The sequence below is a fragment of the Chromobacterium indicum genome, from assembly GCF_039708975.1.
GTDB classification, from domain to species: Bacteria; Pseudomonadota; Gammaproteobacteria; order Burkholderiales; family Chromobacteriaceae; genus Chromobacterium; species Chromobacterium piscinae.
Map to the genome: position 1 here is coordinate 394848 of NZ_JAYFSJ010000002.1, position 21225 is coordinate 416072.

General features: G+C 64.6%; 13 protein-coding genes. All 13 read right to left on the reverse strand.

The features are described 5' to 3' along the window. Nucleotides 1-43: 43 nt before the first annotated feature. The 13 genes from VA599_RS04530 to rfbF all read right to left on the reverse strand — a co-directional run bounded on the left by VA599_RS04530 (nt 44) and on the right by rfbF (nt 21083). Nucleotides 44-3898, reverse strand: coding sequence for a glycosyltransferase (locus VA599_RS04530; protein WP_346787773.1), 3855 nt, complete (start codon nt 3896-3898; stop codon nt 44-46). 208 nt (nt 3899-4106) lie between these two features. Continuing rightward, nucleotides 4107-5861: a B12-binding domain-containing radical SAM protein gene (locus tag VA599_RS04535; RefSeq protein WP_346787774.1), complete on the reverse strand. Its 1755-nt coding sequence runs from the start codon at nt 5859-5861 to the stop codon at nt 4107-4109. 190 nt (nt 5862-6051) lie between these two features. Beyond that, complete coding sequence (locus VA599_RS04540; protein ID WP_346787775.1) at nt 6052-9612, reverse strand: glycosyltransferase; 3561 nt, start codon at nt 9610-9612, stop codon at nt 6052-6054. Nucleotides 9613-9705: 93 nt separating this feature from the next. Further along, a complete protein-coding gene (locus tag VA599_RS04545; RefSeq protein ID WP_346787776.1) occupies nt 9706-10779 on the reverse strand; it encodes an NAD-dependent epimerase/dehydratase family protein in 1074 nt (357 codons plus the stop codon). 9 nt (nt 10780-10788) lie between these two features. Further along, complete coding sequence (locus tag VA599_RS04550; protein ID WP_081665743.1) at nt 10789-11586, reverse strand: hypothetical protein; 798 nt, start codon at nt 11584-11586, stop codon at nt 10789-10791. A gap of 41 nt (nt 11587-11627) precedes the next feature. Continuing rightward, a complete protein-coding gene (locus VA599_RS04555; protein ID WP_021475161.1) occupies nt 11628-12740 on the reverse strand; it encodes a radical SAM/SPASM domain-containing protein in 1113 nt (370 codons plus the stop codon). 127 nt (nt 12741-12867) lie between these two features. Beyond that, nucleotides 12868-13458, reverse strand: a complete 591-nt coding sequence (locus VA599_RS04560) for an NUDIX domain-containing protein (protein WP_021475162.1) — start codon at nt 13456-13458, stop codon at nt 12868-12870. Then, nucleotides 13452-14603: a class I SAM-dependent methyltransferase gene (locus VA599_RS04565; RefSeq protein ID WP_346787777.1), complete on the reverse strand. Its 1152-nt coding sequence runs from the start codon at nt 14601-14603 to the stop codon at nt 13452-13454. The genes VA599_RS04560 and VA599_RS04565 overlap by 7 nt, the downstream gene beginning before the upstream one ends. 3 nt (nt 14604-14606) lie before the next feature. Continuing rightward, nucleotides 14607-16436, reverse strand: a complete 1830-nt coding sequence (locus tag VA599_RS04570) for a thiamine pyrophosphate-binding protein (RefSeq protein WP_346787778.1) — start codon at nt 16434-16436, stop codon at nt 14607-14609. Between the two features lie 2 nt (nt 16437-16438). Continuing rightward, on the reverse strand, nt 16439-17926 hold the full coding sequence (locus VA599_RS04575) for an N-acetylneuraminate synthase family protein (RefSeq protein ID WP_346787779.1): 1488 nt from the start codon (nt 17924-17926) through the stop codon (nt 16439-16441). A gap of 13 nt (nt 17927-17939) precedes the next feature. Further along, the gene (gene rfbH, locus VA599_RS04580; protein ID WP_346787780.1) at nt 17940-19253 is read right to left on the reverse strand and encodes a lipopolysaccharide biosynthesis protein RfbH; all 1314 of its coding nucleotides are present in this window, start codon (nt 19251-19253) and stop codon (nt 17940-17942) included. 16 nt (nt 19254-19269) lie between these two features. Continuing rightward, on the reverse strand, nt 19270-20328 hold the full coding sequence (rfbG, locus tag VA599_RS04585) for a CDP-glucose 4,6-dehydratase (protein ID WP_346787781.1): 1059 nt from the start codon (nt 20326-20328) through the stop codon (nt 19270-19272). Further along, the gene (gene rfbF, locus VA599_RS04590; protein WP_031295372.1) at nt 20313-21083 is read right to left on the reverse strand and encodes a glucose-1-phosphate cytidylyltransferase; all 771 of its coding nucleotides are present in this window, start codon (nt 21081-21083) and stop codon (nt 20313-20315) included. The genes rfbG and rfbF overlap by 16 nt, the downstream gene beginning before the upstream one ends. Nucleotides 21084-21225 lie beyond the last annotated feature (142 nt).

Here is a 21225-nt window from a genome sequence, read left to right on the forward strand (position 1 = left end):
AGAAAATGGCCCCGAAGGGCCATTGAATAGACAGCGGCTTGACCTAACCATGCAGCACCCGGAACCATTCCTCGTAATGGTCCTCCAGCCAGTAGTCTTTATCAAACCAGGCCTTCAGCGCATCGCCTTCCTTCGCCAGCGCGTCCAGATCATGCACCCGCGCGCGGATGGCCTCGATCCAGACGTCCGCCCGATTGGGCACGCGGCATACCGGCGCGTCATTGGTCTGATACGGATAAATATCGGTGCACACCACCGGCCAGCCCAGCACGCCGTACTCCAAGAGCCGGAGATTGCTCTTCGCCTCGTTGAAAGGATTGAGCTCCAGCGGCGCCACCGCCAGATCCAGATTCAGGCTGGCCACTTTCGCGGCATAGTCGGCGAAGGGCACCGCATGGTGCATCTCGACCACATAGGGGCGGAACTGCGGCAGGCACATGCCCATGAACACCCAGTCCACTTCCTTGTAAGTGGCGAGGATCACTTCGTGGATCAGTTCCAGGTCGCCGCGGTGCTGGCCGGCGCCCACCCAGCCCACCCTGGGCTTCTTGCCGGCGCGGCGCTCGGATTTCAGCTCGCCCCACACGCTTCTGCGCAGCCGGTTCGGCGCGATCGCCACTTCGCCCACCATATTCTGGATGAAATCGGCCAGCGGCTGGGTGGACACCACCGCCGCGTCGCACAACTTCAATACCCGGCGAAGGCGCTGCTTCGCGTCGGGATAGTGGCGGGACCAATGGTCGTACAGGCTGCTCTTTTCCGGCACGCCGCCCACCAGGTCGTCCAGGCCGAACACGATGCGCAGATCCGGGATGTACTTGCGGTAGGCATCCATCGTCTCATAGAGATAATCGCTGATGCCGGTATGCAGCAATACCGTATTCGGCGCCTGGCGGGCCAGTTCCACTACGGTGGGAATACCTGCGGACGGCTGGTGGATCTCGCCATCCAGCTTGCCTTTTTCCTGCAGCACCGACAGCGGCTGGCTCAAACGGTATTCGCCGCTGCCGCCCGGCACCGGCACGCCCAGCACCCGCTTGCGGCCCGGCAGCTTCGCGTCCCAGGCGACGATGCGGTCAGATTCGATCAAGCCGCGTTTGTTGCGCAGCGACAGGTGGCGGTTGAAGCCGGGATCGTTCGCCAGCACCGGCAGCCAGCGCGCCAGCATCACCTCCATCTCCTCGCGCTCGCGCACCGCCGCCTTCAGGGCGGGGCGCGGATCGGTGGTGACGCGGCCTATGCTCTTGGCGTGGTGGTGGTACAGCACCACGAACGGGTTGTAGACGTTGCGAAGACCGGCCGCCTGGACCTTCAGGCAGAAATCGACATCGTTAAAGCAGACCTGCAGCTTCTCCTCGTCCATTCCGCCCACCAGCTCGTAGATCTGCTTCTCCACCAGCAGGCAGGCGGCGGTGACGGCGGAATAGTTCTGCATGGTCAGGCTGCGGTTCAGGTAGCCCGGGAACAGGTAATCCATGTCTTCGAAGATATGGTCGGCCACCGAATACATCCCGCCGGGCATGCCCAGCACGATGCCGGCATGCTGCACGCGGCCGATCTCCGGATACAACAGACGCGCGCCCACCGCGCCGACGCCCGGCTGCTGCGCGGTCGCCAGCAAGCGCTCCAACCAATGCGGAAACACCACTTCGGTGTCATTGTTCAGCAGCAGCAGGTATTCGCCGCGCGCCTCGCGCGCGCCGAGATTGCACTGGGCGGAGAAGTTGAACGGCGCATCGTAGGCCAGGATGCGGATACGGCCCGGATGGCTAGCCTGGATTCGGTCATAGAACTCGAAGGTTTCCTGGTCTTCCGAGCCGTTGTCGACGATCAGCACTTCGAAATTCTGGTACGCCGTGGTGCCGAACAAGCCGGCCAGGCAGGGCTCCAGGCATTCCAGCTTGTCCTTGCTCGGGATGATCACCGACACCAGCGGCGAGGCCAGCAACTGGTACTGGTAATAGAAGGTGCCCGGTACCAGCCCCTCATCCACCGACGCCGGCAAGCCGCAGCGATTGATATGGCTCTCAAGCGCCACCCGCCGGGAGGCGTTGCCCAGGCGGTCGCTCTTGGGGTCCACCCAGGGCAGGGATACCAGCACGTCGTCGACATGGCCGATCGCGCCGCGGTCCCAGCGCTCGTACACGCGCAGCAGCGCATCGTAGCAATGCGCGCGCGGATAGGCTTGCATGCCGCCGAGCTTGGCCAGGACTTCCCGGTTGAACGCCACCGCGTAGCTGGTGTAGTCCATGGAGCGCAGGTAATCGGGCGAGAAGTCCGGCAGGAAAGCCGGACGGAAGCGCCTGCCCATCGGCGAGACCACGTCATGGTCGCAGTAAATGGCGCCGTATTCCGGATGGACGTGAATTTCCTCGCCCAGGCGCGCGAGCGCGTTGGGCTGCAGGCGCGCGCCGGCCGGCAGCAGCATCACCCAGTCTGACGGCACGTCGGCGATCACGCTGTTGATGACATCCGCCACCTGCTGGTCATTCTCCAGGCTATCCAGCTGCAACCAGGCGAGCTGGGGGTTGCTGCTGAAGATCGGGTCGGGTTCCGGCGTATCGGAAATCACGATCAACCGCCAGTTGCGGTACAACACGTCCTCCATCGCGGAGAACGTTTCCGACAGCCGCGCCAGGCGGTTGCCAGGCGCCAGAACGATCAGGTTGAACATCGGCACCTGCTTCCAGGCCAGCATCATGCGCTCGGCAAGCTGCTCCGCGTGCACTTCCCGCAGTTGGCGGCGCTTCACCAAGCGCCGGTAGGCCTTCGAACCGTCGATGTCGTTTTCGCCCAGATCGTATTGGATGATATGGCCGAACTGGGCCGGCATCTGGACTTTGAGGCCATCCGGCAACAATTCGGCGTACTGGGCCAGCAGATCGCCGACCCGCTGTTCCAGCAAGCGCTTGTCCAGCACATGGCGGCGGGCGGCCTCCGCCTGGCGGACGCGCAACTCCGGGTCGTCGATCAGCTTGCTGACCCCGGTCACCCACCCGTCTTCGGTATTCTCCGCCACCACCGCCAGGCCGCTGTCCTTCAGATCCGCATACGGCGGGACCTCGGACACGACCGCCGCCGCGCCGACCACCGCGTACTCCAGCCACTTGATGTCGGATTTGAAGTCGTTGAACTCGCTGCGCACCAGCGGGGCGATGCCGATATCGATCTTGAGCTTGGCCAGCTCCGCCAGGTATTCGTTGTAAGTGACGAATTCCGCCACCTTGCGCACATCCTTGATGCCGACGAAGTCCGGGGGCACATCGCCCCAGAACACGAATTTCACCTGGCCGGCGTACTCGTGATAAATCCGCTTCAACGCAGCGGACACCATTTCCACGTCCTTGCCGTGGGTGCTGGTGCCGGCGAAGCCGATAGTGATCTGGCCGCTGTGCGGCATCGGCTCCACCAGGCGTTCCGACGCCAGGCAATTCTGGAAGACGAAAATCTTGTCGTTGTAGGGCTTCACCTTCTCGACCAGCGCCTCGGTCGACACGGTCACCAGCGAGCACTTGGGCAACAGCCATTCAATGCCGTCGAACGCCGGCTGGCACAAGCTGTACATCACGTGCTGCTCGGGCGTGTCCAGCAGCCAGTCGTCCGTTTCGTAGACCAAGGGCTTCCCGGACTCTACGATCATCTCCAGCACCGGCCGAAATTCCGGGTAGGGGAACAGCCGCTGGACGATAAACATGTCCATCGAGTCCACAAAATCCTGATCATCCTTGAATGGATAATCACCCTCGAAGCTGTACTCGACTTGATTGCGGAAAAGATAGGCATCCAGCACCGGCGACATCAGGCGGAGCGGATCGCCCAGCCGCAGCTTGAAGCAGGCTGCGTCCTGCAGGTCTCGGGTCAGAACGCCAATGCGCGGCTTGCGGGGTTGTTGTTCCACGTTATTTTCCTGTGATTTCATGACTGAGGCTCGCTAGGAAATGGATGAATCCGGCCACTCCAAACAGCATAACAGATCGCGGCCGGACCGCGCCGTCAGCCACTGGGAGCGGCCATCCCTCCTTGCGGACCATAAGGCAAAACATGGAGCGAAACCGCTCATTTCCAGCAGTTTCGCTCCATGGGCCCGGTCAGCAGACCGGGATGGCTCAAGCGGAAGCCGCGATGATCTGGGCGTCGTCGACGTCGGCCATGGCCGGAGAGACCAGGACTTCCGCCAACAGGCCGTAATGCTCCTCCGACCAATCGGCCGGATTGATGCCTTCCAGGCCGAAGATCCAGGCCCAGCGCCCCCAGAACGGATTCTTGATCGACTCCAGATAGCTGGCGTAGTGGAGCTCGGCCTCATCCGCCCGTCCCCACTCGCGGTAGCACTTCGCCAGATAATAGTGCGCGAGCGCATGATCGCTCTTCAGCCGCAATACGTTCTTCAGCCCGCGCTCGGCCCAGGCGTAATTGCCGCAGCGGATGTCGTAGTTGTGGACGAAGTTGAGATCCAGGTTCATGAAGTACTGGTATTCCTGAATGAACTCGGCGCTGAAGTCTTCGGTATTGATGACCGCCGTCCGGTAGTCGGAGCCCAGATCGTTGATCTTGATGTAACCCTTTTCCTTTGAGATGTCGTGGATCTCGCTGCCGACGATGGGGCTGGCGCAAGCGATGTTGAACCAGTTGGAGGCGATCTCGCGCAGATTATGCCGCGCCTCCTCCAGGTCTTCCTTGGTCTCGCCCGGCATGCCGATCAGGATATTGGTGTTGGTGTAGATTCCGAGGTCGCGGCAGTCCCTGGCCACCCTCTCGGAAATCTTCATCTTCAAGGGCTTTCTCATCTGTTTCTTCAGCACCTTCTCGCTGCCGCTCTCCACCGGCAGCACCAGGTGGCGGACGCCGGCGTCCCAGAAGGCCTCCAGCATCGGACGGTCCAGCGCATACAGCGTCAGGCCATTCTGGTACACCGAATGCAGCTTCAGCGATTTCACGATCTCCAGGATCTTGTACACCCGGTCCGAATCGGCCATCAGGTGGTCGTCCTGGAAGATGACCGTCGCCGCGTCGTACTTCTCCACCAGACGGGTGAAGTCCTCCTGCACGCGCGCCAGCGAGTGGTAGCGCATCGAGCGGCCATGGGTGCGGTGCGAGGCGCAGAAGGTGCACAGGAAGGGGCAGCCGCGCGAGGTCATCACGTGGAAGCCGCGGGTCTTGTCCAGATTGTGATAGGACGCCACCACCTGATTGATCTCGTGCTTGTCGATATCGCACAGGTCGTAATCGAAGAACGGGATTTCATCCAGATCGTCGATGAAGTCGTGCTTGGGCGCGAACAGCTCCTCGCCCATCACCTTGCCCCGGGTGATCCAGGTATCCGAGTTGGCCAGGAAGCCGCGCGGATCGTCCGACTCCAGCAAATGCAACATCGGCTTCTCGCCCTCGCCGAAACACAGGCCGTCGAAGAAGGTGCAGCCCATGTCGCGGTAGATCTGCTCGTAGCTGTTGGTGGGGATGTTGCCGCCTCCGACCACGATGCTGTCCGGCCAGACCTCCTTCGCCACCCGGCCGCAATCCATGAAATTGGGAAAGGACGGGCTGAACAGCGAGGAGATGCCGACGAAATCGGGCTCGAAATCCTTGATCTGCTGGAAAAAGTGCCGGCACAAGGCCTCGAAACAATCGAAGGGCACCGCGTCGAGCGCGTTCACCTCGGCGTTGAAATCGATCAGCTTCACGTCCAGCGACAGGAATTTCTTCAAGTACGCGGAGATGGACAGCGGTCCCAAGGGCAAATCGGTGCGGGGAATGTTGTAAACCTTCCCATCGCCTTTGGCCAGCTGCACATTGTAGTACTCGGGTTTGGTAAACGAGTCCCAGGAAATGTGCATGGGCACGACAAACAGCAGTTTCTTCATCCCACCCTCCCCGATCAACGGTCTGGTCCTGGCACCCTGCGCCGGATCCGCCATTCATCTGCAACGCTAACGATTTCACGAAAACCGGCCGCGGGCCCCCATCTCGCGGGCCCCGCCTCATCTATCCGAACCATCGCACCGTCATCCACTTGCCCGCGCTGAGCGGGATGGAACGATGCCGCATAACGCTTTATCGGCCGATGGCCTGCTGCCATGAGGACAAATATCGACCCAGCAGGCCATTTTCCCGCACCCAGGCCCGCAATTCGTCTCCCGCCCTGGCCGACGCCTCTGGATCGCCCGCCAATTCGCGCAGCGCGCGGCCCCAGCACGCGGTGTCATTCTCCACCTTAACCACCGGCGCCTGCGTGCGGCTCCATTCACCCACCGCGCTGCAGATCACCGGTATGCCGAGCGCGCCGTACTCGAGCAGACGCAAGGGGCTGGCCACCTCATTGACCAGCACCGCGGTCTTGGGCAGCACCGCCAAGTCCAGGCTCAGGCTGGCCAGCTTGGCCGGATAATCGTCGCCGGACAGATCAAACGAATGGTGTTCCGCCAGGCAAGACTTGAGCACATCGGGGCAGTCGCCCAATACGACCCAGTCGATCTCCCCGGCCGTCGCCAGGATGAGGCCGCTGAGCAGCAGCAGATCCGCGGCTTCGCCATGGGTTCCGGTCCAGCCGACCCTGGGCTTCTTGCCGATGCGGCGCAACGACTGCAGATTGTCCCAACGCGCCTCGTCCAACCCATCCGGCACCAGACGCACGTCCTGGGCGAAGACGCCGACCATCTCGCGCAACGACTCGGTGGGTACGATGATCCTGTCCACCTCTGCCGCCAGCGCCCGCAGATGGGCCAGGCCATAGCGGACCGTCATGTCTGGCCCGCAATCCAGGCCATCCAGCGCCAGAATCGACAGCATGCCGGGCCGGCTCCGCCTCTGCCGGCGCTGCCACGCCAGGAAAGCCGGATCGAAGCGCACGGTCTGCAACAGCACATCCGGCGCCAGCCTCTCCATCTCCCCTGGCCCCGGCATGCGCTGCGCGGCGGGAAGCCGCGTCGCCAGGCACTGGTTGTCCTCCTCCAGACGTCCCAACGGCGCGCAGAGACGCCTCGCGCCGGCCTGCGACTCTCCCGGCAGCGCCAGCACTCGCGTCCGCTCATGGAAGTCGGCGTCCCACTCCGGGGAAAACACGTTATCCAGCTGAAAAGCCTGCCCGCCGATCAGGGCCAGGTGGCGATTATGGGAAGAATCCTGTGCCAGCCAGCCTTGCCAGCGCCGGGAAATGGCATCCGCGTCGCACACGGCGGGCGCCGACGCGTCGACATCCGCCTGCCGGCCCGCGGAAACGAAAGGCGTCCACACCAGCCACTTGCCCGCCGCCCGGACTTTGAGCCCCAGATCGACGGCCGCGTTGAAAACATCCGGCAGCGAGGCGTCGATGCCGCCGATCTGCAGGTAGAACGACCGGCCTATCATCAAGCAATCCAGCAGCAGGCCGCCCGGATTGTGCTCCACCGCCTGCCGGTTCAGATGGCCCGCTCCCGACTCGGCGGCGCCATCGAACACCGTGGCCGCGCCGTCCTCCGCCCCCAGCAACAGCGGGCCACGCCAGATTTCCGCGCCGTTCGGCCGCAACAGCCGCGGCGCGACCGCGCCGACTTCGGGCCGCGCCGCTAGGCCAAGCAGCGCCGCGATCGCGCCCGGTTGCGCGATCTCCACCCGGCTGTCCAGGAACAGCAGGTAATCGCCGCTCGCCGCCGCCGCGCCCAACTGGTAGCGCGCGGCCAGGCTCAGCGACGGATCGCAGGGCAACAGCCTGGCGGAATCCGGCAGATCCGCCGCGGGCGCCACGGCGAGGATCTCGCATGGGACACCATTCAGGCCGGCCAGCAGCGCCTCGACGCAGGGGCCAAGAAGAAAGCCGTCGCCGGCATCCGCCGCGACGATGGAAAGCTTGGCCTGCTCCGGCGCCGCATAGCGGATGCGGCGCGTGCCGGGAATCGGGCCCGGCTGAATGCCGGCGTCGAGCCCCTGGCGCGCCAGATGGGCCGCCAGCGCGCGCTCCAGCGCAGCCATCTCGGCGGGCTCGGACGCGGACGCCGCCGGCGCATGCAGCAGCATGTCAGCAATATGGCCGATGACCGCCGCGCCATAACGATCATGCACCCGCAGCAGGGCATCGTAGCCATCCGCGCCGGGAGACTCGGCGAAGGCGCCGACATCCTGCAGCGCCTCGCTCCGGAGCCAGACGCCAGGGCCGACATAGTCGAAGCCGCGCAGCAGATCCAGATTGAAGTCAGGCTTGAACGCCGGCTGGCTGCGCTTGCCGTCGGCAGCGATGACATCGCTGTCGCTGTAGATCGCCTGCCACTCCGGATACAAGGCGGCATGGTCGCCCAGCGACAACAGAGCCTGAGGCTCCAGCACCGCCCCTACCGGCAGGATGCCTATCCAGTCGCACGGCAGCGCGCCCAGCACCGCCGCGTACGCCTGGGTCAGCTGGTTGGCGTCGCGCGCATTGTCAATGCGCAGCCAGCCCAATACGTCGGAATACTGGAACACCGCGCTGGGTTCGTCGAAATCCGCGACGAAAATCAACTGCCAATGCTTGTACAGCTGCTGGTTCAGCGAGTTGATCGACTTGATCGCGTCCGGCCAGCGATCCGACGTCACCGGCATCAGGATGATGAAGTGCGGCTGGCCGCCCCAGCTGTGGACCATCCGCTCCGCGTGCAGTTGGGCGGCGGCAGGCTTCAACGCATGCCTGGCGATCCAGGCATCGTAGCTCGCCTCTTCCGCGCTCGGCGCCGCGGCCGCCTGGAACGAAGGGCACACCACCTCGTTCATCGCGCTTTGCGGCAGCTTCTGCGATCTGTCGATGAAGATTTCGAGCTGATTCAGCAGGTCGAGCTGGTATTGGTGATAGACCTGCTGGTATTCCAGCGTCTTGGCGTGCGCAGCGGCAATGGCTTCCGGCGTATCCTCGAAGGTCACCCCCGGCAAGGCCAGGCCCAGGGCCACGCCGGCGCGCTCCTCCGGCTTCTTGGAATACACCGTCTCCTTGATCACCACCGGGCAACCGCACAGCAGCGCCTCGGAAATGATCGCGGAGTTGGCGAAGGTATACACCACCTTGCCCTGCCTCAGCAGCGCCGCCAGCTCCTCATGGCTTTGCGGCCAGTCGTAGGTGATGACGGTGGAGTCTTTGAACAGCTCGGGGAATTCCCGCTCCGCATTCTTGTAGCGGCCGGGATAAACCAGCGTCAGGTGTCGATCGGCATCGTGATGGTTGTCGTCGTTATTGAAGATGCCGGTATCGATGGAGGGGATGAAAACGTAGGACGGATCGGAGTACTTGGCAAAATCGACATAGTCCTGATGCCAGAAAACCAGCATGTCCGACGACGGGTAATCCTTGGGGCCGCCCAGCAAGCCGGGATGGTTGAGGATGTAGCGCACCACCGCGCTGGCGTTGAGCGGGTTGCCGTGCACCACCTCGGGATAGACCACGATGGGAGACAGTTTGGTCGTCTTGTGGCGCTCGACGATGTCGGGGGTCAGGTAGGGCGTCCTGAGCTTGGGATTGGTCTCCGGCGAAAAGACATACGCCTCCTCGCCCAGCTTGTTCAAGTAATGGCACAGCAGGTGCATGGCGCGGACGCCGTTGGAAGTCCGCGTATAGCCTGGCGCGCAGATGTAATAAGGCCGGTGCTTCTCGTTGTAGAATTTTTTCTCGATCTGCATATTTTCTTGCTTTCGTGTATTCCTTGCGCCGAGCCCCGCCGCGGCCGCCTGGCTCCAGAACGCTAGCCGGAAAAAGCCGCCGGACTCACGGGGTCATGCTTGTAGAAACGCATCCGCCGAAAATCGGATGGCGTCATCCAGCGATGTCCATGCCTCAAGGCCCAATTCCATCCGGGCCCGGTCGATGTCCGGCACATACAGGCTGCGCACCGGGTTGCCGACGCTGGCGTCCGGCCGGCCGAGGATCCGCACCTCGATGCCCGGATTCAGACGGTCGCGCACCAGATGCGCCAGCTCCGCGATGGTGACGATGCGATCCGATCCGACATTGAAGACCGCCGCCTCCCCCTTGCGCTGCAGCAGCGTCATCAGCCATGCCGCCAGATCGCCCATATACAAATAGGAGCGGGCCGGAGAGCCGTCCCCATTGATGATGATAGGCTCTCCCCGCAACGCGCACCGGATGAAATTGCCGATCGCATAATGGATGTCCAGCGGCATGAAGGGGCCGACGAAGGCGAAACAGCGCGCGACGCTCAGACTCCAGCCATGCCGCTGCGCGTAGGCGGCGCACAGGAACTCCGCCGCGCGCTTGGCCTGGCCCAACGCCGTGTTCGGATCCATCGTGTCCGGCGCGACCGGATCATCCTCTCGCAGCGGCAGGCCACGCGGCGACGGACCGTAGGCGGCGCCGGAGCTGGTGAACAGGAAATGCTCGACGCCGGCTTCCGCCGCGAAATCCAGCACCCGCCGGGTGCCGGACACCAGCGTGTCGAACTTGTTCAGCGGGCTTTCGCCATTGAAGGTTTCATGGGCCGAGGTGGTGGCGGCGTGAAGGACGTGGGTGAAGCGCTGCGCGGGAAACGCGAAGTCGCGCACGTCGCCGACATGGAAGCGGATAGCCGGGTTCGCGGCCAGATGCGGCGCTTGCCGCGCGAACGCGTCCGGATCGCGGCTGAGCGCCAGCACGCGGATATCGGTCTTCAGCCGGGCATTGGCGTGGACGATGGCCTCCAGCAGCCAGCGGCCGAACCAACCGGTGCCGCCGCTGATGAACAGCGACGCGCCGCGCAGGTTTTCCCACACCTCGGGCTTGCGCGCGAGGATGGCGTCCAGATCGTCGTTCAGCGTGCGGCGCGGCCGGGCGGCCGGACTGACGGCTGCCATCCGGCCCGCCTACTCGGCCAGGACTACCAGGCCGCCGGCCCAGTACTCGGCCGCCATGTTCTGGTGAACGCGGCGGTTGAAGGTGAGGTCGTAGCCGTAAGCCTCGAAATGATAGCCGATGCCCTCTTTCTCGCTGTCCAGCCCCGCCAGCCACAACAGCGGCGGATAGCCGTCCTTGCGCAGCAGCAGGTCGGGCGAGCCGATGAAGGCCGCCGCGGTATCGTAGCCGCCGGCCAGCAGGAAATCCCCGGGCAGGCTGGCCATCTGTTCGATCGCCGCCGGAATCGAATACTCCAGCAGGCAGGGGAAGTAGACGCCGACCACCGGACCGCTCGCCATCGCCTCGATCAGGCGCTGGTGGCGCGAGCCTTCGGCCGGGGTCAGCTTGCCCGCGAGACCCGCCTTGTGATGGTTGGAGAAGCTGTAATCCGGCAGCGCCTGGGCGTACGCCCGCTCCACCGCCGGCAGATAGCGGCTCTCCAGCGCCGCGCCGATGTCATCGTGGCTGGCGGCGGGCAGCAGGAAGGGCGCGTGCGGGCCGTTCAACACGCCGCGGGCGGCGTCGTCGCCGGCCAGGCGGGCCAGGATGGCGCGCGCGCGGCGCTCGAACTCGGCCGCATCCACGCCGGCGTCGCCCAACTGGCCGACGATGCGCTGATGGATGGCGGCGTAGTCGAGCGCCGGCTGGGCCGGCAGGAAATAACGCCGGGTCTGGCGATGGCAGGCGGCCTGGGTCGCCTCATGCGGCAGGCAGCGGCCATGGGCATCGAAACGCTGCCCGGTTTGGATCATGTCTGGTGCGTTCATCGGGTAAAGCCTTTACCGTGGTTCTGTGGGGCGTGCCGGCGTCAGTCGTGCAGCGAGTCTTCGTCGGAGAAGCCCTGTCCCCACGGCAACGGCAGGAACTTGGCGCCCGCGGTCTTTTCCGTGTGGATCTTGATGAACTTGGGGTCTTCGCCGATCAGGCAGTCGGGGCGATGCGGCCCCAGCCACGGGTTGCGCATGCCGCGCGCCAGCACTTCCTTCAGCGGCGTTTCGCGCAGGTTGCCGATGGAGAAATCGATGTACGGGCACGGCGTCACTTCCATGGTGGAGGTGACGGTGATGATGCCCTTGACCGTGATGCAGCCCTTGTGGGAGCCATAGGAAGGCGTCATGTGGGTGAAAACGTTGTACTCCTTCTCCATCTGGCGAAGGATGTCGGCGTCTTCCTTGTCGATGACGAATTCCGGGTGCTCGGTGCACGAGCCGGTGGGCTTGGCGTAAGACACATAGAGGCCGAAACCGCGCTGGGTCGCGTATTCGCACATCTGGCGGAATTCCTTGCTCTTGGCCCTGCCCTTGACCAGCACAGTCGACAAGATCAAGTTGAGGCCGGCGTCCAGACAGGCGTCCACCGCGCGGATCACCCGCTTGTACGAGCCGGGCTTGTTGCGGAAGTTGTCATGGTCCTTCTCGACGAAGCTGTCCAGCGACAGCTGGATCTTTTCCACTCCGATCGACTTCAGGTGCTTGGCGCGCTCCAGATCGAGGAACCAGCCGTTGCTGTCGACGATCACGTAATGCTTGTCTGGATCGATGGCGGCGACGACGTCGTCCAGATCTTTCATCACCAGCGGCTCGCCGCCGGTGATCACGAAGCGGGCAAGGCCCAGCTCGTCCGCCTGGCGCGACAGATTGCGGATGTCCTCGAATTCCATCTTGCTGCGGGTATCCACCACCTTGATCACATTCTTCAGATGGCGGTCCATATAGTATTCGGCGGAGCAATGCGTGCACTTGAAGTTGCACAGATAGCTCTTTTCCAGCCGAATGATGGGGCTGATCTCTCCGCGCTCTTCCATTTCAGCGATGCGCGCCAGCTTGGCGGCGATATACGGCTTGCGCTGAGCGAGATCATTGCGTTTCGTCTGCTCTGCCTGGCTCAGGGCCAGGTTGGCGGTTTCCAGCGGAGCATTCATGTGTTTCTCCAGATCATTTCGACTTGCGCTTTGCGCGGGTCCATCGAAATGCCTTCAGCTATTTCAGTATGTCAGAGAGGCTTTGCAGAATGTCGCTTCTGTCTGTTTATTGGTTTGTGCATTTCCACTACGGTTTTTCGGTATTTTTACCAGAAACTTGAGTCAACGAGCACCCCCGAGCCGCCGGATCTCCGTTTATGAACGCCCGGTACACCTCATGGACAGGAATCAACGGCTCCGGACAGCCCGCATGCCAGGCCCAGTCGCCATGCCTGGGCGACGCGGGATCAAAGCGCCGGGCAGGGTCCGGCGTCGACTTCAAACGGCAGGCGTGCAGCAGCGAAATGAAGTGTCCGCGCACATCGCGGTTGGCGTTCACCAGCTCATGGCGGCACAAGGGATTCGGCGCGAAATCCACTTCCGCCCCCAGTTCGTGCGCAGCCACGGCGGCGATCCGCGCCGCCGAGCTTTCCTTGAAGCGCAGAATGCCGCCGGGCACATGCCAGCCCGGCCCATAGAACCGGTCGTGCCGCCAGGTCAGCAAAGTCCGGCCCTCGTCGTCGCGGATCAGCAGATCGACGTTGACCATCGGCGTCAGGCTGCTGACGAACAGGAACACCTCCTCCGGCAGGCCATGGCGCGCCGATCCCACCGCCTCGCTCAAGGTGGCGATCGCCTGGCGGATAGCCTCGCCGTCCTTTTCCTCTGGGTTCAGCATCGGTCCGGCTCCGTCAACAAACCGCCCTCGCCCATCACCGCCACCGCGAAGCGCTGGCCGTGCCGCTCCCGGATCAGCCGCGCCACTTCGGCCGAATAGCTGGCCGCCAGCACGATCACCGCGTCCACCTCGCCGTCGTTTAGCCTCTCCGGCGGCACGATGGGCAGATGGGTGGCAGGCGTATAGCGCCCCTGCTTGAACGGCGCGGAATCCAACACATAGCGTATGCGTCCGGCGATGCCCATCAGGCTGATCAGCGCCAGCGCCTGGTGGCCCGCGCCCCAGATCGCCACTCTGCCGGGCTCGAAACGGCCCAGGAAGTCGTCGAACGACGCGCACAGCCCGCTCTGGCAGGCGGCCAGCGCGGATAGGTCCAGCGGCGCGCGTTTCCTGACGATGGCGGACAGCACGTAGTCGTGCCATTCAGCGCGGCACTCCAGCACCTCGAAACCGTTGGCCTCCAGCAACCGGGCCAGCGTGCGCTCGGTGAAATAGAACAGGTGATCCGGGATGAACTCGGCGAACAAGCCCTTTTCGATGATCATGTCGAAGTTGGGCACTTCCACCATGCCGACGGCGCCGTCGGCCAGATTGGCGGCGATGCCTTGCAGCGTCTGATGGGCGGCGGGGATGTGCTCGAGGAAATTCAGAATCATGAAGCCGTCGAACGGGCCGGCCGCCAACCGCGTGTCCGGGCCGTCGACAAAGCCTCGCTCCACCCGCAGGCCGGCCTGATGGCAGGCGTCCACCGACGCCGGCAAATGCTCGACGCCATAGCCGTCCGCGCCGGCTTCCGCCAGCAGCGACAGGTACTCGCCGCGGCCGCAGCCGACTTCCAGCACCTTGCGCCCCATCAGGCCATATTGGTCCAGCCAGCCGCCGAACTGCTCAAGCCGGAAAGCGCGCATCTCCGGCGAGATGCCGGCGGCGCGGATCACGTCGCGCCAGTACGGCACCGGCTCGGCGTCCAGCTGAACCAGGCCGCAGCCGCCGCATTGGCGCAGCGCCAGTTCCACGCCGCGGTCGGCGGACAGTTGTTCGGCGGTCGGCAGGCCCTGGGCCGCGGCCGGCATGCCATGCTGGACCAGCAAGGGCTCGGCAAACAGCGGCTGCGCGCAGATGCGGCAGTGGTCGACGGCGGCCATCGCTCAAACGCCCCGCTTAGCGGCTTCCGACGCCGGCAGCAAGGGGATCAGCATTTCCGCGCGCAGCGTCTCCAGCGGCAGCAACGGCGACATGTCCTCCAGCGGCATCGACAGCATCGAGCCGTCCGGCTGCGGCAGCGCCGCGGCCTTGGGTTGCAGCGTTTCGTTCTCGTTCAGCCGCACATCGCACAGTATCGGGCCGGGATGGGCCATCACCTTGGCGAGGCCCGCCGCCAGATCCTCGACGCGCTCGATGCGCACCGCCGGCAGGCCGTAGGCCTCGGCCAACTCCAGCGCGTCCGGAATCAGCACGCCGGCTTCCGGCCCGGTGCCGACGTAGCGGCTGTCGAAATAATTGCGCTGGGTGTTGCGGATGGAGGCGTAGCCGTTGTTGTTCATGATGAACAGGCGGATAGGCAGCTGCAGCGCTTTCAGCGTGGCCAGCTCCTGCAGGTTCAGCTGCAGGCTGCCGTCGCTCTCGACCGCGATCATCGGCTTTCCGCCGTTGCCTAGGCAGGCGCCTATCGCCGCCGGCAGGCCGTAACCCATCGAGCCCAGGCCCGAAGTCAGAAACACGCGCTGTCCCGGCTTGTTGCGGAACACGGTGTAGAACACCTCGACCGCGAGGCCGGAGCTGCCGGTGGAGATCAGCGTGTTCTCCGGCGCGGCGTCGGACAGCGCGTCGACGAAATGATAATGGCTGATCTGGCCGCTAGACGGGAACGGCGCGCCGTCCTGCACCGGATAACGGCGCTTCCAGTCGGCGCAGCGGTCCAGCCACGGCTGCCACCGGGCCTTGGGCAAGCTGTCGCCGGCCGCCAACAAGCCCTCCAGGCAGGCCTTGGCGTCCATCGCCAGCGGCAGGTCGATCTCCATGTCCAGCTTGGCGATCTCGGCGGCGTCCACGTCCACCACTACCTTGCGCGCCGCGCGGGCGAAGCCCTTGGGGTTGTAGGCGGTGATGATGTTGTCCAGCCGGCTGCCGATGGCGATCAACAGATCGCAGTTCTGCACCGCGAAGTTGCCGGGCCGCAACGCCACCACGCCGGGGCGGCCGGCGCACAGCGGGCTATCCCACGGCACCAGGTCCATCGCGTTCCAGGTAGCAGCCACCGGCACTTGCAGCTTCTCGCTCAACTGCCTCAGCGCGTCGGCGCCGCCGGCGATGCGCACGCCGTGGCCGGCCAGGATCAACGGCCGCTCGGCCTGCTTCAGCAGATCGGCGATAGCCGCGACATAGTCTTGCTTGACCGGCGCGGCCTCCGCCTCCGGCAGCCAGCCGGGCAGGCTGGCCGGGTCGATGGGCGCGGCCTGCACGTCCAGCGGAATATCCAGCCACACCGGGCCGGGACGGCCGCTATGCGCCAGATGCAGCGCCTGTTCCAGATGCTGGCGTATCGATTGCGGATCGGTGACGGTGACGGCGTACTTGGTCACCGGGCGAGCCATGGACACCACGTCCACTTCCTGCACGCCCTTCTGGCGCAGGCCGCTGCCTTGCAGCAGGTCGGCGCGCTTGACCTGGCCGGAAATCACCAACATGGGCAACGATTCGATCCAGGCGCCGGCCACCGGCGTCAGGATGTTGGTGGCACCGGGGCCGGTGGTCACCATGGCCACGCCGGTGCGCTCGGCCAGCCGGCCGTAGGCTTCGGCGGCGATGCCGCAGGCCTGCTCGTGGTGGCAGTGCACCGCGCGGATATCGGGCTGCTGCGCCAGCGCGTCGTTCAGGTGCATCGCGCCGCCGCCGGGCAGCAGGAACACATGGCGCACGCCGCGCGCGGCCAGGAAATCCATCACGTAGTCCGCCAGGCGGACAAGCTTTGCTGTCATGCTTACATCCAGTAGGTCAGGCGGGTCTTGCGGTCCTTGTTGGCGCTGACCCGCTCGTCGGTATAGTAGGAATCGTCGACATAATGGGTGGACGAAATTTCCTCGAACACCACGCCGTTGCGGCTATGGAAGCGGTGGCGCACGCCGCGCTGCACGGTGATGACGTCGCCGGCCTGAGCCTGGCGCTCCTCGTCGTCCAGCCAGATGGTCATCTCGCCGTACAGCACGATGAAGGTCTCTTCCTTCTTGTGGTGGTACTGCTCCGGATGGGTCTGGCCCGGCAGCATCACGATCAGCTTCTTGCAGTACTCGCGGTTGACCACGGTCACCATGGTCAGGCCGTATTCGTGGAAATGCTCCATGCCGTAATGGTGGGAGATTTCCAGCTCGGAACGGCCCGGCACCACGATCTTGCCGCGCTTGAACAATGCCTTCACCGCCTCCACCGCCTTCTGCACCTTGTCGCGCAGGTTCACCGGCTCCATGTCGGCGGCCATGATGGGCGCGTCGGCCGCGATCGGCGTCTTGGCGGTGTAGCGGACATATTTGGACCATTCGTTGGCGGTCAGCTGGCCTTCCACCGGCGGGAAGGCGAAGGTGACGTTGTCGGCGGTCAGCGCCTCGCCGGCCGCGACCGGGCGGGTGGCGAACACGCCACGACGCAGCGAACGCAGGCTGGCCTGCTCGGTTTCCGACACCGCGTCGTCCTCGCCGTCGCCCAGCATCGCCAGCGCGCGCGCGGCGGCGGCCAGCCAGCGGCGGACCTGCTCCGGATTCGCGGAGTAATTGTTGATGCCGTACTGGTCGGTCGGCAGGCCCACATGCTTCTCGAACACCGTCGCGCCCTGGGCGACCGCCAGCATGATGGGCTCCATCAAGTCCGGGTCTTCATGGGTGGAGTAGCCGATGCGCACGCCGGCGTATTGCTGGCGCAGCGCCTTGATCCGCGACAGGTGCAGATGGTCGTCCGGCGTCGGGTACTCGGCCACGCAGTGCATGATGGTCAGGTCCTTGCCGCGATGCAGCATGAAACTGACCACCTTGTCGATGTCCTCGCGCCGCGCGCCGGCGGTGGAGGCGACCACCGGCTTGTCGCTGCGGGCGATGCGCTCCAACAGCGGCCAGTCGGTGAACGAGCAGCTGGCGATCTTGATGATCTCGATGCCGTGTTCTTCGATCAGATCCACCGACTCCTCGTCGAACGGCGTGCAGATCGCCTTGAAGCCGTTGGCCTTCATTTCCGCCACCAGCTTCTGCATCTGCTCCGGCTGCAGCCGGGTCTCCTCGAAGCGCTTGACGTATTTGACGTCGTCGCGGCCCTTGAAGCTGGAATGGATGAAGGTGTCCAGGTTGCGGTACTGCAGCTTGAAGCCGAAGTCGAAATCAAAGCCCAGGCAGGACTCGCGGATGGCGCGGATCAGCGCGACGCCGTGCTCGACGTTGCCCATGTGGTTGTTGGCCATCTCGAAGATGAATAGCGGCTTGCTCATGATGGGCCTCTCCCTAGTCGAAGTTGGCGCCGAGGAAGGTTTCCAGCTTCTCGACGGTGAAATCCAGCATTTCCCGGCTCAGGCCCGGATAGAGGCCGATCCAGAAGGTGTCGTTCATGATGCGGTCGGTCACCGGCAGCGGCGTCGCGCAGCGGTAGTTCCGGCCCTGCATATAAGGCTGCCGGGTCAGGTTGCCGGCGAACAGCAGCCGGGTGCCGATCCGGTGCTGGTCCAGGTAATGCAGCAGATCGACGCGGCTGACCTGCGCCTCCGGCTTCAGCGTCAGCGGGAAACCGAACCAGGACGGGTCAGAGCCCGGCGTCGCCTCCGGCAGCACCAGGAATTCGGCGCAGCTTCGCAGCCGCTCGCTCAAGTAGGCGAAGTTCTGCTTGCGCGCGGCGATGAAGCCTTCCAGCCGGTCCAGCTGGGCCAGGCCGCAGGCCGCCTGCATATCGCTGATCTTCAGGTTGTACCCCATGTGGGAATAGGTGTACTTGTGGTCATAGCCACAGGGCAATTGACCTAATTGCCATCCAAAACGCTTGCCGCAGGTATTGTCCTTGCCCGGCGCGCAGTAGCAGTCGCGGCCCCAGTCGCGCACCGACTCCATGATCAGCCGCAGCTGCGGATCGCGGGTGAACACCGCGCCGCCCTCGCCCATGGTGATGTGGTGGGCCGGATAGAAGCTGAGCGTGCCGATGTCGCCGAAGGTGCCGACTTTCTGGCCGTTGAAGGTGGAGCCCAACGCATCGCAGCAGTCCTCCACCAGCCACAGGCCGTGCTTGCGGGCGAAGGCGGCCACCTTGTCCAGATCGAACGGGTTGCCCAGCGTGTGGGCGATCATGATGGCCTTGGTGCGCGGCGACAGCGCGGCCTCCAGCAGATCGGCGTCGATGTTGTAAGTCGGCAGCTGCACGTCGACGAACACCGGCACCGCGCCATTCTGGATGATGGGATTGACCGTGGTGGGGAAGCCCGCCGCCACGGTGATCACTTCGTCGCCCGGCTTGATCGCGCGCGCTCCCAGCTTGGGCGAAGTCAGCGCGGTGAAAGCCACCAGATTGGCCGACGAGCCGGAATTGACGGTCAGCACATGCGGCAGGCCGATGAATTCGCCCAGCCGGGTTTCGAAGGAAGCGTTGAAACGGCCGGTGGTCAGCCAGGCGTCCAGCGCCGCGTCCACCATATTGGCCACCTCGGCGGCGCCGACCACTTTGCCGGACGGCGGCACCGCGGTCTGGCCGGGGATGAAATCGGCCTGGGCCAGACGCGCTTCGGCGTATTGACGCACCAGGGCGAGGATGGCCTCTCGGCTTGTGTCAGTCATGTCTTGCTCTCTCTGCTCAGCCGCGCGCATAGGCTGAGATCTGCTCTAAGGTGAAGGCCTGCATGTCCTCGCCGCGCAACCAGGCGCGGTGCCAGTCCAGGGTGGCGGACAAGGCCTGCTCCAGGCTCCAGCGCGGAGTCCATCCCAACCGCTGGCGGGCTTTGGCGCTGTCCAGCCTCAAAGTCTGGGCCTCATGCGGATGGCCGCCGCCGTCGCGATGCCAACCGGCGTCGCCGCCCCATTGGCGGGCCAGCGTGTCGGCGATCCAGGCCACCGGGCGGTTGCTGTCGTCGGCCGGGCCGAAATTCCAAGCCGACGCGGCGTCCTCCTGCCCCGCGGCCAGCCGCTCGGCCAGCCTCAGGTAGCCAGCCAGCGACTCCAGCACGTGCTGCCAGGGGCGGATGGCTTCGGGGCTGCGGATGGCGAGGGAGCGGCCCTCGGCGAAAGCCTGCAGCAGGTCGGGCACCAAGCGGTTGGCCGACCAGTCGCCGCCGCCGATCACATTGCCGGCGCGGGCGGTGGCGATGGGGGCGATGCCGGGGTAGGAGCGGCGATACGCCGCGCACGCCAGCTCGGCGCAGGCCTTGCTGCTGCTGTAGGGATCGTGGCCGCCCAGCGCGTCGCTCTCGCGGTAGGCCCACGGCCATTCGTGGTTTTCGTAGCACTTGTCGGTGGTGACGGCCACCACCGCCTCGACGCCCGGGCAGCCGCGCACGGCTTCCAGCAGGTTGGCGGTGCCCATCACATTGGTGGAGAAGGTGCCCAGCGGGTCGGCGTAGCTGTGCCGCACCAGAGGCTGGGCGGCAAGGTGGAACACGATGGAGGGTCGACAGGAGCGGACGGCGTCGGCCAGCGCCGCCGCGTCGCGGATATCGGCCAGCGCCGTCGCGGTCCGGCCGCCGACCTTGGCGATGTCGAACAAAGCCGGCGACTGCTCCGGCGCCAGCGAATAGCCATGCACCTCGGCCCCCATGGAAGCGAGCCACAGGCTGAGCCAACTGCCCTTGAAGCCGGTATGGCCAGTCAGGAAAACGCGCCGCCCGCGCCAGAAAGCCGGGTTCACCACAGTTTCCACGGCGCTTCCCCGCTCAGCCACAGCTCTTCGAGCTGGGTCTTGTCGCGCAGCGTGTCCATCGGCTGCCAGAAGCCATTATGCTCGTAGGCGGCCAATTGGCCTTTGCTGGCCAGCGTCTCCAGCGGCTCCGACTCCCACACGCAATCGTCGTTGTCTATCAGATCCAGCACCGACGGCTTCAGCACGAAGAAGCCGCCGTTGATCATGCCGCCGTCGCCGCGCGGCTTTTCCTTGAAAAACTCGACCCTATCGTTGCGGATCTCCAGCGCGCCGAAACGGCCGGGCGGATGCACGGCCGTCACGGTGGCTTCCACGCCCTGGCTGCGGTGGTATTCGATGGCGGCGGTGATGTCGATGTCGCTGACCCCGTCGCCGTAGGTGAAGCAGAAATCCTGCTCGTTTTCCAGATGCTTGCGCACGCGGCCCAGCCGGCCGCCGGTTTGCGTGCTCTCGCCGGTATCGACCAGCGTCACCCGCCACGGCTCGGCGTGGCGCTCGTGCACGAACATCTGGTTGTTGCTCAGATCCAGCGTGACGTCTGAGGTGTGGAGGAAGTAGTTGGCGAAATACTCTTTGATCACATATCCCTTGTACCCCAGGCAGATGATGAAATCATTGATGCCATGCGCGGAGTAGATCTTCAGGATATGCCAGATGATGGGCTTGCCGCCGATCTCTATCATCGGCTTGGGACGAAGATGGGACTCTTCGCTGATGCGCGTGCCAAGACCACCGGCCAAAATCACAGCTTTCATACATCGTCTCTCTTATCGCGCCCAACGACTTCCCAGGCACAAGCATGGATTGCACGATTCCCTCTCCCTGTCGGGAGAAGGCAGCGCCGTTATTTGGTTTTCCTGCCTACAGCAATCCGCCCCGACTGCGCGGGCTGCTCCC